General features: G+C 72.5%; 15 protein-coding genes and 1 riboswitch. Of the genes, 12 read left to right on the forward strand and 3 right to left on the reverse strand.

The window, feature by feature from the left end; genetic code table 11:
• Positions 1-24 precede the first annotated feature (24 nt).
• The gene (locus tag BMY61_RS48035) at positions 25-1,722 is read right to left on the reverse strand and encodes a restriction endonuclease (protein ID WP_236656103.1); all 1,698 of its coding nucleotides are present in this window, start codon (positions 1,720-1,722) and stop codon (positions 25-27) included.
• 118 nt (positions 1,723-1,840) lie between these two features.
• Between BMY61_RS48035 and BMY61_RS46665 the strand changes: the two genes are divergently transcribed.
• The 9 genes from BMY61_RS46665 (at position 1,841) to BMY61_RS32990 (ending at position 10,223) form a co-directional block, all read left to right on the forward strand.
• On the forward strand, positions 1,841-2,017 hold the full coding sequence (locus BMY61_RS46665; protein ID WP_161791280.1) for a hypothetical protein: 177 nt from the start codon (positions 1,841-1,843) through the stop codon (positions 2,015-2,017).
• 11 nt (positions 2,018-2,028) lie between these two features.
• Positions 2,029-3,216 carry an epoxide hydrolase family protein gene (locus tag BMY61_RS32955; RefSeq protein WP_042450804.1) on the forward strand — a complete coding sequence of 396 codons (1,188 nt, stop codon included), beginning with the start codon at positions 2,029-2,031 and terminating at the stop codon, positions 3,214-3,216.
• Between the two features lie 338 nt (positions 3,217-3,554).
• Positions 3,555-5,948 carry an ABC transporter ATP-binding protein/permease gene (locus BMY61_RS32960; protein WP_042450802.1) on the forward strand — a complete coding sequence of 798 codons (2,394 nt, stop codon included), beginning with the start codon at positions 3,555-3,557 and terminating at the stop codon, positions 5,946-5,948.
• A 12-nt stretch (positions 5,949-5,960) separates the two neighbouring features.
• The gene (locus BMY61_RS32965; RefSeq protein WP_042450800.1) at positions 5,961-6,998 is read left to right on the forward strand and encodes a serine/threonine-protein kinase; all 1,038 of its coding nucleotides are present in this window, start codon (positions 5,961-5,963) and stop codon (positions 6,996-6,998) included.
• A 169-nt stretch (positions 6,999-7,167) separates the two neighbouring features.
• Positions 7,168-7,599, forward strand: coding sequence for a GntR family transcriptional regulator (locus tag BMY61_RS32970; RefSeq protein ID WP_042450798.1), 432 nt, complete (start codon positions 7,168-7,170; stop codon positions 7,597-7,599).
• On the forward strand, positions 7,599-8,504 hold the full coding sequence (locus BMY61_RS32975) for an ABC transporter ATP-binding protein (protein ID WP_042450796.1): 906 nt from the start codon (positions 7,599-7,601) through the stop codon (positions 8,502-8,504). Before BMY61_RS32970 ends, BMY61_RS32975 begins: the two co-directional genes overlap by 1 nt.
• The gene (locus BMY61_RS32980) at positions 8,501-9,466 is read left to right on the forward strand and encodes a hypothetical protein (RefSeq protein WP_042450794.1); all 966 of its coding nucleotides are present in this window, start codon (positions 8,501-8,503) and stop codon (positions 9,464-9,466) included. The genes BMY61_RS32975 and BMY61_RS32980 overlap by 4 nt, the downstream gene beginning before the upstream one ends.
• A 103-nt stretch (positions 9,467-9,569) precedes the next feature.
• Positions 9,570-9,845, forward strand: coding sequence for a hypothetical protein (locus BMY61_RS32985; RefSeq protein WP_042450789.1), 276 nt, complete (start codon positions 9,570-9,572; stop codon positions 9,843-9,845).
• A 129-nt stretch (positions 9,846-9,974) separates the two neighbouring features.
• Positions 9,975-10,223, forward strand: a complete 249-nt coding sequence (locus BMY61_RS32990; RefSeq protein WP_042450787.1) for an SCO4226 family nickel-binding protein — start codon at positions 9,975-9,977, stop codon at positions 10,221-10,223.
• A gap of 13 nt (positions 10,224-10,236) precedes the next feature.
• Here the strand turns inward: BMY61_RS32990 and BMY61_RS32995 are convergent, their stop codons facing one another.
• Positions 10,237-10,872 carry a methyltransferase family protein gene (locus BMY61_RS32995; protein WP_042450785.1) on the reverse strand — a complete coding sequence of 212 codons (636 nt, stop codon included), beginning with the start codon at positions 10,870-10,872 and terminating at the stop codon, positions 10,237-10,239.
• 239 nt (positions 10,873-11,111) lie between these two features.
• Positions 11,112-11,248: riboswitch (cyclic di-AMP (ydaO/yuaA leader) on the forward strand.
• Positions 11,249-11,277: 29 nt separating this feature from the next.
• Here BMY61_RS32995 and BMY61_RS33000 point away from each other — a divergent pair.
• Complete coding sequence (locus tag BMY61_RS33000) at positions 11,278-12,288, forward strand: C40 family peptidase (protein WP_042450782.1); 1,011 nt, start codon at positions 11,278-11,280, stop codon at positions 12,286-12,288.
• A 75-nt stretch (positions 12,289-12,363) separates the two neighbouring features.
• Here BMY61_RS33000 and BMY61_RS33005 read toward each other — a convergent pair whose 3' ends face one another.
• Positions 12,364-13,113, reverse strand: coding sequence for a hypothetical protein (locus BMY61_RS33005; protein ID WP_042450781.1), 750 nt, complete (start codon positions 13,111-13,113; stop codon positions 12,364-12,366).
• A 99-nt stretch (positions 13,114-13,212) separates the two neighbouring features.
• Here BMY61_RS33005 and BMY61_RS33010 point away from each other — a divergent pair, with 99 nt between their 5' ends.
• The gene (locus tag BMY61_RS33010) at positions 13,213-13,836 is read left to right on the forward strand and encodes a hypothetical protein (protein WP_143094645.1); all 624 of its coding nucleotides are present in this window, start codon (positions 13,213-13,215) and stop codon (positions 13,834-13,836) included.
• A 90-nt stretch (positions 13,837-13,926) separates the two neighbouring features.
• Positions 13,927-14,823: a sigma-70 family RNA polymerase sigma factor gene (locus tag BMY61_RS33015; RefSeq protein ID WP_042450779.1), complete on the forward strand. Its 897-nt coding sequence runs from the start codon at positions 13,927-13,929 to the stop codon at positions 14,821-14,823.
• The last annotated feature ends 11 nt before the right edge of the window (positions 14,824-14,834 follow it).

The raw sequence follows: 14,834 nt of genomic DNA on the forward strand, positions 1-14,834 counted from the left end.
CCCGGCGCCCCGGAGCCCCGGGGTTCAGATCCCTTCCGTCGGGTCGTAGGTGCCCGTCGCCCAGGCCCGCAGCCTGATGCCGTCGATCAGGGTGATACCGACCTCGCCTGCGAACGAGGCCGCGGCGTCGGTGAACGTGGAGGTGGTGACGAACAGCGCCAGGTCCGCCCGGTGGACGGCGAACACGGTTCCGGCGAAGCGCTGCATGTCGGGGGACCCGACGGGTCGGCGGGGGTCGTAGCGCTTGCACTGGACGACGATCTTCGATCCGCGGGGAGTGGTGGCCACGACGTCCGCGCCGAGGTCGCCGGTCCCTCCGTTGCGTTCGGCGGCGCAGCCGTTGGCGCGCAGGAGAGCGGCTATCGCGTGCTCGAACTCGTCGGGGGCCAGGGCGGCGAAACCTGCGGCGGGGGCGTCCCGGGGCGCGGCATCGGTGATGCCGAGGGTCCGCTCCAGATCGGCCGCGACGGCCGGCAACTGCTTCTGGGCCATCTCCATGCGGATGGTCACGAAGGTGGGGCCTTGGCGCTCGTTCTCGATCTGGAGCCGCGCGTGGAGCATCCGCAGGGTCTCCGGCAACTTCGCGTCCTCCTCGCGGCTGAACGAGCGGAAGAACGAGTCGTGCTGCGTGGCGTCCCCTGCCCGGTCGAGGGCTTCGCGGGCGAGGGCGAGACAGTCGGAGACCGTGTCGAGGCTCTCGGCACGGTACTGGGCGACGACGTCGGGCATCGTCAGGTCCAGTGGGCGGGGTTTCCAGCCGGGGGCCTTCGCCGGATGGCGGTCGAGATCGAGACGCAGGAGTTGGACGGCCTCCAGAAGGTCGAAGTAGGCCGAGCAGGCGGTGAGTTCGGATTCGACGCCCTCGCTCCGTGCGTCCAGGACCGCGTCACGGAGGTCGAGATCGTGCTCCCAGAGGTCCTGTTGGATGTCGCCGATCGTCTCGCGGTCGACGTCGGGCCGGTCCAGACGCTCGGCGTGGCCTTCGACCCGGAACTGCAGGAGCCGCAGCGTCCGCCAGTGGTGCGCGTCGATGCCGGACGCCGTGCGCAGCTCGAGTTCGGAGGCCTCGTAGGCGGCGTGGTGTTGCTCGAGGTGGTCGACGTCGAGGAAGGCGACAGCTGCTGCGGTCTCGGTCACAGCCGCGTGCAGGAGGCGGGCACGGTCGACGATCCCCTCGGCGTGGCGGAAGACGTTGAAGTCCTCGAGATAGCCGGGGATGGGCGTGTCCAGGCGGGGCGTCCGGTAGACCCGCAGCGCTTCGCTGACGGCGGGTGCCCAGTCGCCGTGGACGGCCCGGACGTCGGAGTCGGAGACTCGGAAGCGGTCGAAGCCCTGGGAGGGGCGAAGGAAGCGGGAGTGTGCGGCCTGCCGCTTCTCCGCGGCAATCGCGCCGCGAACCCGTTCGAGGAGGGCGGCAAAGGAGGCGAGGCGGTCCACGGCTTCCAGCGGGTCGGTGAATATCTGCGGGAAGTCGCGTAGGTCGGGGAGGATCTGGCGGGCGGCGCGCAGGGCGGGGAAGCCGCGGGTGACGGTGCAGGGCGTGTCGCCTCCCGGCACGCCCTCCTGCCAGATGGCCCACGAGGCTTGCAGCAACTCGTCGGTCTCGTCGGACTCCTCCTCGCGCGTGAGCATGGCGTGGGCGGAGAAGAACAACGACCAGTTGCCCGGCGGAGTGGGGCGGAACAGGGACACAGCGGGTTCTTCCTGGTGAGTACTCGTCATGGAGAAGCCCCCGTCGCGGTGGACGGGGGCGCGCCGATTTCAGCGACCGGTTTACCAGACCACCCTTCCGCCCGTGGGCGGGCGCACGATACGTGGCCGGTTGACTACGCTGTGCACCATGGTCGACAACCGCATCCCGCCCCTCGTGCCGGCCCGGAAGCGCCGCCCGCCGGTCGAGGAGGAGGCCCCCGCCGCGGGGTCCGGCAGTTGGATCCTGCGGGCGGGGCACCGACGTCTCTATGTCGACCTCGGCGAGCCGCCGCTCGCCTCGGACGAGGACGAACAGCTGTCCTAGGCTGCTGGCTTGTGACCTCGAACGACGCGACGATCCGTCCCTTCCGCATCGATGTTCCCGAGGAGGAGCTCGACGACCTGCGTCGGCGCCTGGACCGGACCCGCTGGCCGGACGAACTACCGGGCGTCGGTTGGGACTACGGCGTGCCGGTGGACCACCTGCGCGAGCTGGTGCGCTACTGGCGGCACGGATACGACTGGCGCGCGGCGGAGGCGCGGCTCAATCGTTGGCCGCAGTTCCTGACCACCATCGACGGCACGACCGTGCACTTCGCCCACCTCCGCTCGCCGGAGCCCGAGGCCACGCCGCTGATCGTCACCCACGGTTGGCCGGGATCCGTCGTGGAGTTCGAGCGGATCGCCGGTCCGCTCACCGACCCGAGGGCGCACGGCGGCGACCCGAAGGACGCGTTCCACCTGGTGCTGCCGAGCATTCCGGGCTTCGGCTTCTCCGGGCCGACCCGCGAGCCCGGGTGGGAGTACCGGCGGGTGGCCGCGGCCTTCGGGGAGTTGATGCGGCGTCTCGGCTACGAGCGCTACGGCACGCAGGGCGGCGACTGGGGCTCGGCGATCTCGCGCGAGCTCGGCCGGATCCGGCCCGACCGGGTGATCGGCGTGCACCTCAACCTCATTCCCGGCGCCGCCCAGAGCGCCGAGCCGACGCCGCAGGAACTGGAAGCACTCAGCCCGCCGGAGCGCGAACGCACCCTCGCGTCCTGGGCGCGGATGCAGGAGTGGAACCGTGACCGGCAGGGCTACGCGGACCTCCAGGCCACTCGGCCGCAGACGCTGGCCTACGCGCTCACCGACTCGCCGGTCGGTCAGCTGGCCTGGATCGCCGAGAAGTTCGCGGAGTGGACCGATCCTGGCGACGGTCCGCGCGGGGAGGCGGTCGACCGCGACCACCTGCTCACCAATGTGATGCTGTACTGGCTCACCGGCACCGCGGGATCTTCCGCGCGCATCTACTACGAGCGGGCCCACGCCGACTACTGGGGCCTGCCGCCGGAGCCCTCGCCCACGCCCACCGCCTACGCCGCGTTCCCGCAGGAGAACTTCGTCGTGCTCCGGCACATCGCCGAGCGCAGCAACACCATCGTCCGCTGGACGGAGTTCGACCGGGGCGGGCACTTCGCGGCCCTTGAGCAGCCCGATCTGCTGGTCGGCGACATCCGCGCGTTCTTCCGCGAGCTGCGCTGATCCGGGAGCTGCGCCGACACGGTTCGGTCGCTCACGCCCGGTCACTCGTGCGGCAGTGACGGCACCCCTGGCGGGGCGCGAACTGGGTCTCCGGCGCGCAGCGTTGCTCCAGCGCGTCCGCCAGGGCGTCCACTGGCACGTTCAGGCAGGGCGACCTGGCGGGCGGTGCCGCGGCGAGGAACTGGTTGAAGGTGAAACCAGCCGATGGCGCGGCCCGGCCTGCTCTCCGGGCGAGGGCGGACGGCGACGACGCAGTGGACCGAGCGCGGGCCCGCCGCCGGTTCGGCCGCAGGGCGACAAAGGGCGAGGAAAGGGGGCAGAGCGCTAAAATTCCCACCATGGCAGAGCGCTCGGCAGCGCCGCAGCTCCTGCTGGAGACCGACGGCGACGCGCAGCTCATGAACCCGGACCGCAGTTACCGGTTCGGGCGCGATCCGGACAGCGACGTGGTGCTCGCCGATCCGCGGGTCTCCTGGCACCACGCTGTGCTGCACACCGCACCTGACGGTCACTGGATGCTCGACGACGAGGGCAGTACCAACGGCACCTACGTCGACGGGTACCGGGTCCACCACCTCGACCTGTGGCCGGGCACGCTGCTGCGCTTCGGCGACGCCGTGGACGGCGCCTGGGCGCAGCTGGCGCCGATGCCCCCACCGGAACCGGAGCCGACGCCCGCGCCGGATCCCACCCGGGTCAACCGGCGCCCCTCCGCGCTGACGGTGCTCACCGGCTCCTACCGGCCGCCGACCCGCATCGCGCCGCTGCCGCAACGGTTGCTGCGGATCGGGCGCGCGGCCGACAACGACCTGGTCGTCGACGACCTGGTGGTCTCGCGCCACCACGCCGAGCTGCTCGCCGACCGCGTCGCGGGAACCTACGAGATCGTCGACCTGGGCAGCCACAACGGCACCTTCGTCAACGGGCAGCCGGTGGACCGCGCGCCCGTCGGCCCGGCCGACCTGATCGGGATCGGGCACTCGCTCTTCTGCCTCGTCGGCGACGAGCTGCAGGAGTACGTCGACACCGGCGCCGTCGGCCTGGACGTCACCGACCTGACCGTGCGCGTCGGTGGCGGGCGGACGCTGCTGGACGGCGTCACCTTCCCCGTCGCCGAGAAGTGCCTGCTGGCCGTCGCCGGACCGAGCGGCGCCGGCAAGTCGACCCTGCTGAACGCGCTCACCGGGCTGCGCCCGGCTGAGCAGGGCAGCGTCCGCTACGACGGCCGCGATCTCTACCGCGACTACGCGGAGCTGCGGCAGCGCATCGGCCTCGTCCCGCAGGACGACATCCTGCACACCCAGCTCACCGTGCGCCGCGCCCTCGGCTACGCCGCCGAACTGCGCTTCCCCGGTGACACCAGCAAGGCCGAGCGGCAGGCCAGGGTCGCCGAGGTGATCACCGAGCTCGGCCTGGAGCAGCGCGCCGGCCAGGTGATCTCCTCGCTCTCCGGCGGGCAGCGCAAGCGCGTCTCGGTCGCGCTGGAGCTGCTGACCAAGCCCTCGCTGCTCTTCCTGGACGAGCCGACCTCGGGCCTGGACCCCGGCATGGACCGCTCGGTGATGCACATGCTGCGCCGCCTGGCCGACGACGGACGCACCGTCGTGGTGGTCACCCACAGCGTGCTCAGCCTGGACGTCTGCGACCGGCTGCTGCTGCTCGCCCCCGGCGGCCGGATCGCCTTCTACGGGCCGCCCGCCGAGGCGCTGCCGTTCTTCGGCTTCCCCGACTGGCCGGACGCCTTCGAGGCCTTCGAGGACGACCGCACCCGCGACTGGGCGGGGGAGTACCGCGGCTCCGAGCCGCACCGTCGCTACATCGCCCAGGCCATGGCTCGCCCCGGCCCGCTCGGCGGTGGCAGCACCGGCCTGGCCCAGGGTGAGGCCGAGCCCGCGCTCAGCCCGCCGCCTCCGCCCGCGCAGAGCTGGGGCGCCCAGCTCGGCACGCTGGTGCGCCGCTATGCCGCCGCGCTGGCCGCCGACCGGACCTTCCTGGTCATCATGATCGCCCTGCCGTTCGTCATGGGCGCCATGGCCCACGCACTGGCCGGCAGCCGACTGGACCAGAACTCGGCACTGAACGCCCTGCTGATCCTGTGTGTCGGCGGCGTGCTGACCGGCGCCGCCAACGCCGTGCGCGAGCTGGTGAAGGAACGGACGATCTACCAGCGTGAAAGAGCCGTCGGCCTCTCCCGCTCGGCCTACCTCTGCTCGAAGATCGTGGTGCTGGGCACGATCACCGTGGTCCAGGCGGTGGTGCTCACCATGGTCGGCCTCTTCGGCGTCCGGCTGCGTCCGCACGGCGGGCACGGTGTGCTGACCGCGCCCCTGCTGGAGATCACGCTGACGGTCGCGCTGCTGTCGTTCACCGCGATGATGCTCGGCCTGCTGGTCTCCGCCCTGGTGCGCAAGGAGGAGGTCACCATGCCGCTGCTGGTGCTCCTCGCCATCGTCCAGGTCGTCTTCTGCGGCGCGCTGCTCAAACTCAACGGTGTGCCGGTGCTGAACCAGCTCTCCTGGCTGGTGCCCTCGCGCTGGGCGCTCGGCGCCATGGCCGGCACGATCGACCTGCACAGCGTCGTCCCCGGCACGCTGACCGCCGACCCGCTCTTCGCCCACCGCACCGGCACGTGGCTGCTGGACCTCGGCATGCTGGTCGTCCTGTCGGCGGTGCTGGCCCTGGCCATCGCCCGGCTGCTGCGGCGCCACGAGCCCGTGGTGATGCGGGGATAGGGGTTGTCGTTCATGGACGCCCCAGGCACCCCCTCCGGCCTGACCGGCCGGCGGATCGCCGGGTACCTGCTGGAGCGCGAACTCGGCCGCGGCGGCATGGCCGTCGTCTACCGCGCCCGCGACCTGCGGTTGGAGCGGACCGTCGCGGTCAAGTTGCTCGCGCCGCAGCTCGCCCTGGACGAGACCTTCCGACGGCGTTTCGAGCACGAGTCGCGGGTCGCCGCCGCACTGGACCACCCGCACATCGTCCCGGTCTTCGAGGCCGGCGAGGCCGACGGCGTGCTCTACATCGCCATGCGCTACGTCCACGGCCGCGACCTCGCCGCCCTGCTGGACCGCGTCGGCGCCCTGCCGCCGGCACAGGCGGTGCGGATCACCGCGCAGGTCGCCTCGGCGCTCGACACCGCGCACGCCCACGACCTGGTCCACCGCGACGTCAAGCCCGGCAACATCCTGCTGGCCGAGGGCACCGACCCGGAGCACCCCGAGCACGTCTACCTCACCGACTTCGGCCTGACCAAGAAGTCGCTCTCGCTCAGCGGATTCACGACCGTCGGGCAGTTCGTCGGGACCCTCGACTACGTCGCGCCCGAGCAGATCAGCGGCAAACCGGTCGACGGCCGGTGCGACGTCTACAGCCTGGCCTGCGTGGTCTTCGAGATGCTGAGCGGCGCGCCGCCGTTCCGGCGCGAGGACGACCTCGCGCTGCTCTGGGCGCACCAGTACGACACCCCGCCCGCCCTCACCGCGCTGCGCGCGCAGGTGCCCGCGGCCGTCGACCCGGTGGTCGCCCGGGCCCTGTCCAAGACCCCGGACGAGCGCTACGACAGCTGTCTGGACTTCGTCTCGGCACTGCGCGCCGCGTGCACGGGCGGCACCGTGGCGGCGGTCACCGCGCACCCGCCGACGCAGATCGTCACGGCGCCGCGCCGCCACGGCTCGGGACTGTCCGAGCCGTCGGCGAGCCGCTCGGGGGAGGCACCGCTGCCGCCGCGGTGGGCCTGGCCGGTCTTCGCGCCGGGGGTGGATCCGCCGGGCCTGGACAAATGATCTCCACGCGTGGAGGATGAGCGCGCCCGCCCCGCTCGTGCTGCTTCCCCCGTCTGCACGAGCGGGGCGTTCGTCTCTTCTGAACCCCCACCCACCTGCATGTTTGACGGTCCGTCCGCCCTTCCATCACTATTCCACTATCAGATTAGTGAAAGGGTGGTGGTGGGACGTGATCGAGTACCGGATCGACAGGCGCTCCGGGGTCGCCACCTATCTGCAGATCGTCCACCAGACCAAGCAGGCGCTCCGGCTCGGCCTGCTCCAGCCGGGGGACAAGCTCCCCACGGCGCGCGAGGTCGTGGAGGCCACGGCCATCAACCCGAACACCGTCCTCAAGGCCTACCGCGAGCTGGACCGGGAGGGGTTGGTCGAGCCGAGGCCCGGCCTCGGCACCTTCGTCCGGCGCGCGCTCGGCAACGCGGACGCCACCGGCGACGCCGCGCTGCGCGCGGAGCTCGGCGCCTGGGTGGACCGCGCGTACGCGGCGGGGCTGGACCGGGAGGACGTGGCGGCGCTGATGGCGGCCGTCCTGGACGCAACCGAACAACGCAGGTCCGCCGCGGCCGAGTCGGCCACCGGCGGCAGGGAGGAGAACACCTGATGGGGGAACCACAGTCGGCAACGGAGTCGGCGGTCGTCGGCACGGGGGTGGGGAAGCGCTACCGCCGCCGCGAGGCGCTGCGCGGGTGCGACTTCGCGATACCCGCCGGCGCGGTCTGCGGCCTCGTCGGCCCGAACGGCTCGGGCAAGAGCACGCTGCTCTCGCTCGCCGCGGGCCTGCGGCAGCCGAGCGAGGGCGAGCTGCGCGTCCTCGGCCTGCGCCCCGGCCTGGACGAGGAGCTGCGGGCGCGGATCGCCTACGTCGCCCAGGACAAGCCGCTCTACCCGCGTCTGACCGTCGCCGACACCCTGCGTCTGGGCCGCGAGCTCAACCCGCGCTGGGACGAGGAGCTCGCCGCCGAGATCCTGCGGCAGGGACAGCTCCAGCCCGGCAGCCGGATCGGACAGCTCTCCGGCGGACAGCGCAGCCGCGTCGCGCTCGCCCTGGCCCTGGGCAAGCGCCCCGAGCTGCTGCTCCTCGACGAGCCGATGGCCGACCTGGACCCGCTGGCCCGCCACCAGCTCATGGGCACGCTGATGGGCCAGGCCGCGGAGCACGGCACCACCGTCGTCATCTCCTCGCACATCCTGAGCGAGCTGGAGGGCGTGATCGACCACCTGCTCCTCATCGACGGCGGCCGGGTCCGGCTGGACGGACCGGTGGACGGCATCCTCGAGTCCCACCGGCTGCTGCACGGGTCGGAGGGCCTCCCGCTCGACGGGCACGGCGTCGTCGAGCTCCGCCGCACGGGGCGCGGCAGCGCCGCGCTCGTCCGCCCGTCCGGCCCGATCGCCGAGGGCTGGCAGGTGGAGACGCCCAGCCTGGAGGAACTCCTCCTCGCCTACCTGCGCGCACCCGAAGCCACCCCCACCGCCCACGCCTCACGCACGGAGGCCGCCGCATGACCACCGCCGTCCTCACCGCCCGTCCTGCCGCCCGCGGGGGTTTCCGTCCCCGCGGGATCGCGTGGCTGATCTGGCGCCAGAACCGGATCATGTTCGCCGTCCTGACGATCGGCTTCGCGGCGCTCGTCGTCTACCTCCTGCACGAGCGCTCCGCGCTGGACACGGCCGTGGCTCGGGTGCAGGCGCTGCACTGCAATTCGACCCAGCCCTACAGCCCGGCCTGCGGCGATGCCGACATGGCGCAGTACGCCATCCCCGAGGCGTGGCACCAGACCATGTTCGGACTGGCCCTCCTCCCGGGCGTCTTCGGTGCGGTCCTCGGCGCGCAGCCCCTGGCGACGGATTTCGAGCGCCGCAGGACCCTGCTGCTGTGGAGCCAGTCGGTCTCCCCGCGCCGCTGGCTGACCTACCGGCTGGCGCTGCCGAGCGCCGTGCTGCTGGTGCTGAGCACGGCCCTGTCCGTGACGGTCCGCTGGGGCGGCTTCTGGTCACGCCCACCCGTGCACCTCGCAAGCTGGGGTTCGGGCGAGGATTTCATGGCGCTCGTGCCGCTCTACCCCTTGCTGACACTGGCCGCTTTCGCCCTGGGCGCGCTGGTCGGACTGCTCCTGCACCGGCCCATCGCGGCGCTGGGGGTGACCTTCATCCTCTACGCCGGCCTCCTGTGGTCGCTGGACGTCGTGCGCCCCTACCTGCTCCCGTCCTACTCGATGGTGGAGCGGCCGGGTTGGAACCAGCCCGACGGCGCCTGGGTCTTCGACATCGGCGTGGTGCTGGGCGGCAAGCAGGTCCCCTACAGCCAATGCCCTGACATGGGCTGTGGTGACGTGCCGAACTGGGTCCGCTTCCACTTGATCAGCCAGTTCGGTCCGATGCTCTGGATCGAGACCGGCATCCTCGCCGCGCTGACCGGGCTCCTGGTCCTCGCCTGCTACCGCCGGCTGCGGGCGCTCACCCGCTGAGACGGGTCGAACCGGGCGGTTGGCGGGCCGTCCGGTATGACCGTGTTTCTCACTCGCTGAGACGGCACGTCCCGCGCCTTGGGAGCGCTGGCATGCTGGGTGCGTGAGCACGGTCCTCGAAGCCCCTGTCCCGCGCCCGGTTCGCGTCGCGACCGGGTCGACCCTGATTGCCACCGTGGTGCCCGGGCGCGGTCTGCTCGGCCGCCTCGCGGCGGTGCTGAGCGCGCACCCGGTGCAGGCGCTCGCCCTGCGGACCCCGTCCGCCGGTCCGGCCGTCGTGGAGGTGACCGTCGCCGACGCCCACCGCGCCCGGGTGCGGGCCAAGCTGCTGCGCATGGTCGACGTGCTGGACGTCGTCGACGGCGGCGAGCCGGTCTGACGCGCGGCCGGTCCGAGGCTCGCCGGTCCTGACGGGCAGGGCCCGCGACGCGGGCGCATCCTGGAAGGACCACCGGACCGATCCCGGGGCGGCCCCGGGGCCGGCGGTCGAGGGAGGTGCCTCGCGATCATGACACTCTTCATGGACGTCCACCGCGGCATGACCGGGATCACCGCCGATCAGCTCATGGCGGCGCACCAGGCCGACCTTGCCATCGAGGCCGAGGAGCACGTCCACTTCAAGCAGGCCTGGGCGGACCCGGAGTCGGGGACCGTCTACTGCCTGTCCGAGGCGCCCTCGAGGGACGCCGTCCAACGCATCCACGAACGCGCCGGACACATGGCCGACGAGATCCACGCGGTTCCGCTGAGCGTCTGAGCGGCTTCCTGCTTCACCGCGTCCGCGCGCGCCCCCGGGGAAGCGGGAGGAGCGCGGGGACGCGCAGGCGGTAGGCGAGGAAACGGTCGCCGAACTCCGCCGCCATCATGTTGTCCTCCACGCGGACACGGTTCAGCAACCACGGGACCGCCGCCACGGCGTAGAGCAGCCACACCCCGAAGCCCAGACCCAGCGTCGCCCCGAGCACCACACCCAGGAACCCCGTGTAGATGGGGTGCCTGACGTGGCGGTAGGGGCCGGTCGTGCGCAGCTCGTGCCCCTCCTGGACCAGCGGGACGCTCGCCCACATGGCGCCCAGTACGAGCCGCGCCCAGACCAGCAACGCCGTCGCTGCGACAGCGAGCGCGGCGCCGGCCACCCCGAGTGCCGGGTTCCAGTACCGCAGGTGGCTCCAGAAGCCGCTGCCGCTGTCCGAACGGCGCGTCAGTGCCATCAGCACCACCACCCCGGCCGCCAGGGCGAGGCGCGCCGGCAGTGACGCGCGCAGTCCGCGCAGCCACGCCCCGCGGCGCTGCTGCGACCCCGCGCTGACCAGCCCGAACCAGATCGCGCCCGCCACCCAGGTCGTCCCGAACACCGCGAGGCAGCCGTAGATGACGCCGTGGACGGCCGTCTGTACTCCGCTCATGGCTCCACTGTCGCGCCGGTGCGGGACCGCCTGCCTCCACCCGGAGGTGGAGGCTGCGTGCTGCCCGGGTGGAGAGATTCAGGCCGCGCCAGTTGATCCGGTCACGATCGGGCAACTATGGTTCACTTTCGAACCGTTGCGCAGTCGATCTTCGAACGGAGATCCGCGACGGTTCCCGTCGAGTCCGTCGAGGGCTCGGACGCTCCGCGCACGCCGCGGGCGCCGGGGTCGGAGACGGAGCCGGGGACCCAATTCCCCGGGGTGAATCGGCATCAGGTCGACCGCGGCGCGCGGGTGCCCACAGGGGGCGCCGGTACCGGGGTCGTGAGGTGTCGTAGGGCGAGACTTCCGGCCCGAACCCGTCAGCTCACCCGGTAGACGGCCAGGAAGAAGGAGCCCGTCCAGGTGGCGTCCCACCGCCGTCCCGCCGCGCCCAGCCGCACCCGCACCCGAATATCCGCGCTCACCGTCGTGGCGGCCACCAGCGTCGGTCTCGCGACGCAGACCGCGCAGGCTGCGCCGCAGCCCACGACCGGGCAGCTGAAGTCGCAGCTCGACCAGCTGAACAGTCAGTCGGACAAGGCTGTCGAGGCCTACAACGAGGCCCAGGCCAAGCAGCAGCAGCTCCAGAAGAAGGTGTCGATCCTTCAGGACGAGATCGCGCGGGACCAGGCCAAGGCCAACGACCTGATGGACAGCGTGGGCGCGATGGCCGCGAACCAGTACACCGAGGGCGCGGTCGACCCGACACTGCAGTTGCTGCTGACCAGCGACCCCACCGCCTTCCTGCAGAAGGCCACCTCGATGGACCAGATGTCCAGCAACGAGGCCGCCAAGCTGCAGACGCTCGCCGCCGAGGAACAGACCCTCAACCGCGAGAAGGCCCAGGCGCAGCAGGAGCTCCAGGCCCTCCAGGCGGTCACCCAGCAGGCCGCCGCCCTCAAGGCGGCCGCGGCCGACAAGGTCAAGGCGACGCAGAAGCTGCTGGACTCCATGACGCCCAGCCAGCGCACCCAGCTGACCGGCGGCACCGGCTCCAACCTCCCCCACGGGGGCAAGGCGGGCGACTCCGTCGAGGCGGCGGCGTTCGCGGCGGCGCAGACCCGCATCGGCTACCCGTACCACTACGGCTCCACCGGTCCCACCCAGTTCGACTGCTCCGGCCTGATGATGTGGTCCTACGAGCAGGCCGGCTACCAGCTGGGCCGCGACACCTACGCGCAGATGGGCGACGGCACGGTTGTCGCCTCCGAGGCCGACCTCCAGATCGGCGACCTGGTCTTCTTCAACGGTGGTGAGCACGTCGGCATGTGGGCCGGCAACGGCATCATCCTGCACGCCCCGCACACGGGCGCGCTCGTGCGGTACGAGTCCATCACGACGATCGGCTCGATCTACGCGATGCGCCACATCTGAGACACACACGCGGGCGCCTGCCCGTTGCGCCGCCCCGGAGCCTTGAGGCGCCGGGGCGGTCTGTGTGTGCGCCCGTCAGAGGTGCCAGTGCAGGACCGTGGCGTCGTCGTGGCGCTTGCCGTGGAAGGCGCCCTCGGCGAGGGCGAGTTCCGCCTTGCGGACGGAGTCGACCAGCTGGGTGGGGCCGTTCGCGGCGAGGGTGTCCAGCAGTTCGGTCCAGGTCCAGCCGAAGCGCTCGACGAGGCGGCCGACCCCGTCGGACAGCGCGGCGGCCTCGCGGATGTGGCTGAGCGGGAACGACGCCGTCGCCGCGTGCTCGGCCGCCTCCGGGCGGGTGGAGGCGACCCAGAAGCCGCCGGGCGTGTTGCGCAGTGCGCTCACCGACGTGCGGTCGTAGGCCGGGAGGTGGTCGATGCGGTCGTCGGAGACGACCTCGATCCGGTCGTCGATGGTGCGGACCACGACCGGGGAGTCCGCGAGGACCAGGCAGTCGAGGCGGTCGGCCACGGCGTCCGCGCGCAGGAGTGCGACGGTGCTGGAGGGGCTCTCGGGGTTGCCGTGGTCGCACTGCGGGTGCAGGTCGCGGGTGCGCAGGATCGCCTGCCGCAGCACCTCCGGCAGCGGTTCGTCCGGGTGCGCGAGCAGGAACGCTCCGAGTTGGCCGGCCAGGCGCGCGACGAACCACGGGACGTCGTGGACGCAGCCGGTGGGCAGCCCGCTCGGGGTCGCCCCGTCGAGGACCAGCGCGAAGTGCGGCCCGGCCAGGACGAAGTCCTCGTTGGCGATCGTGTCCGGGCTCGGCTCGCAGCTGTAGCGGATCTCCACGGCTCTCCTCCAGGCTCCGCCCGTCGGGGCATATGCGACCTTCTCCGATCATGCCCCGAGTGGCCCCGGAGACGCAGGAGGCTTCTCTAGTCTGCTGGTATGGATCCCGAATCGGAGCCCATGACACCGGAGCCCTTCACATCGGAACCCGCGCCGGAGCCGGCCACTCCACCGGATGACCGGTCGCTCGACCAGTTGGTCGCCGACCTGTTCGACCAGCCGAGCCCGCCCGCCGCCGCCGAGCCGCCCGACGAGCCGCCCGCCGGGCCTGGTGCCGGGCCTGGTGCGAACGCCGCCGACGGTCCGGGCGGGACGTCGGCCGAGGCCGCCGCCGTGCCCGGTGCCGACGCCACCGAGGGCGTGCTCGGGCCGCGCAGGCTGGACCCGCCCGCGGCGGCGGCCCTGCTGCGCCTGGCCGCGCGCGTGGAACGCGACCTGCTGGCGGCCGGGCTGAACGCCAAGCCCTACGAGGTGACCCCGTCCTCGCTCGCGGGCGTCGAGGTGGAGGTCGACGCCTTCGACGACGCGGTCGGCGGCGTCTGGCTGCACTGGCGCACCCACCCCTCGGTGGCCGCGGAGGGGCAGGACTCGACGTCGGTCCGCGTGGTGATGGCCGAGGCCCTGGTCCGCACCCTCGCCGCGCTCGGCTACCGCGCCGAGCACGGCGACGACAGCCTCCGCCCCTTCGCGGTCCACGTGCTGGCCGGTCCCGCGTCAGCGTGACGGCGTGGTGGCCGAGGTGACGCCGGACGGCCGGGGCGATCGCAGCTCGCAGAAGCCGTCGGAGCCGATGTTCATGGAAGACTGGTCGGGATGAACGACGAGGAGTGGCTCGCAGCGCAGTTCGAGGAACACCGGCCGAGGCTGCGGGCGGTGGCCTACCGGATGCTCGGATCCTTCGCGGATGCCGAGGACGCCCTGCAGGACGCCTGGGTGCGGATCGCCCGCGCCGAGGTGAGCCCGGCGGAGATCGACAACCCGGCCGGTTGGCTCACCACGATCGTCGGCCGGGTGTGCCTGAACGCGCTGCGCAGCCGCAAGGCCCGCCGGGAGGAGACCTGGGACACCTGGGACGGGCACCTGCCCGACCCCGTCGTCACCGACGAGGGCCCGCTCGGGCCCGAGGAGTCGGCCCTGCTGGCCGACTCCGTCGGCCTCGCGCTGCAGATCGTGCTGGACGCGCTCTCGCCGGACGAGCGGCTCGCCTTCGTGCTGCACGACATGTTCGAGGTGCCGTTCCCCGAGATCGCCGCCGTGCTGGACCGGGAGGCCGCGGCCACCCGCCAGCTCGCGAGCCGCGCCCGCCGCCGCGTCGCCGACGCGGGCGCGCCCGCACCCGACCGGGACCTGGCCCGGCAGCGTGTCGTCGTCGACGCCTTCTACGCCGCCGCGCGCGAGGGCGACCTCGACGCCCTGGTGTCCGTGCTCCACCCCGACGTCGTCGGCCGCGCCGACTTCGGCGCCCTGCAACTGCCGCGCCCCGCGCTGATCCGCGGCGCGGAGACCGTCGCCCAGAACGCCCGCATCGGCTACACCCCGGGCGCGGAGCTCCGCCCCGTGCTGGTCAACGGCGCCGCGGCCACGCTCGTCCTGCGCGAGGGCCGTCCGTACGTGCTGATGGCCTTCACCGTCGTCGAGGAGCGCATCGTCGCCATCGACATCTACGGCGATCCGTCCCGGCTGAGCGAGGTCGCGGCGTCCGTGCTGTGAGCCGGCGACCG

It is taken from the genome of Streptacidiphilus jiangxiensis (genome assembly GCF_900109465.1).
Taxonomy (GTDB): domain Bacteria; phylum Actinomycetota; class Actinomycetes; order Streptomycetales; family Streptomycetaceae; genus Streptacidiphilus; species Streptacidiphilus jiangxiensis.

Bases quoted from the DNA above. Each gene is read 5' to 3' on its own strand.
- BMY61_RS48035 (WP_236656103.1), bottom strand. From the start codon at position 1,722: ATGACGAGTACTCACCAGGAAGAACCCGCTGTGTCCCTGTTCCGCCCC.
- BMY61_RS46665 (WP_161791280.1), top strand. From the start codon at position 1,841: ATGGTCGACAACCGCATCCCGCCCCTCGTGCCGGCCCGGAAGCGCCGC.
- BMY61_RS32960 (WP_042450802.1), top strand. From the start codon at position 3,555: ATGGCAGAGCGCTCGGCAGCGCCGCAGCTCCTGCTGGAGACCGACGGC.
- BMY61_RS32965 (WP_042450800.1), top strand. From the start codon at position 5,961: ATGGACGCCCCAGGCACCCCCTCCGGCCTGACCGGCCGGCGGATCGCC.
- BMY61_RS32975 (WP_042450796.1), top strand. From the start codon at position 7,599: ATGGGGGAACCACAGTCGGCAACGGAGTCGGCGGTCGTCGGCACGGGG.
- BMY61_RS32980 (WP_042450794.1), top strand. From the start codon at position 8,501: ATGACCACCGCCGTCCTCACCGCCCGTCCTGCCGCCCGCGGGGGTTTC.
- BMY61_RS32990 (WP_042450787.1), top strand. From the start codon at position 9,975: ATGACACTCTTCATGGACGTCCACCGCGGCATGACCGGGATCACCGCC.
- BMY61_RS32995 (WP_042450785.1), bottom strand. From the start codon at position 10,872: ATGAGCGGAGTACAGACGGCCGTCCACGGCGTCATCTACGGCTGCCTC.
- BMY61_RS33010 (WP_143094645.1), top strand. From the start codon at position 13,213: ATGGATCCCGAATCGGAGCCCATGACACCGGAGCCCTTCACATCGGAA.
- BMY61_RS33015 (WP_042450779.1), top strand. From the start codon at position 13,927: ATGAACGACGAGGAGTGGCTCGCAGCGCAGTTCGAGGAACACCGGCCG.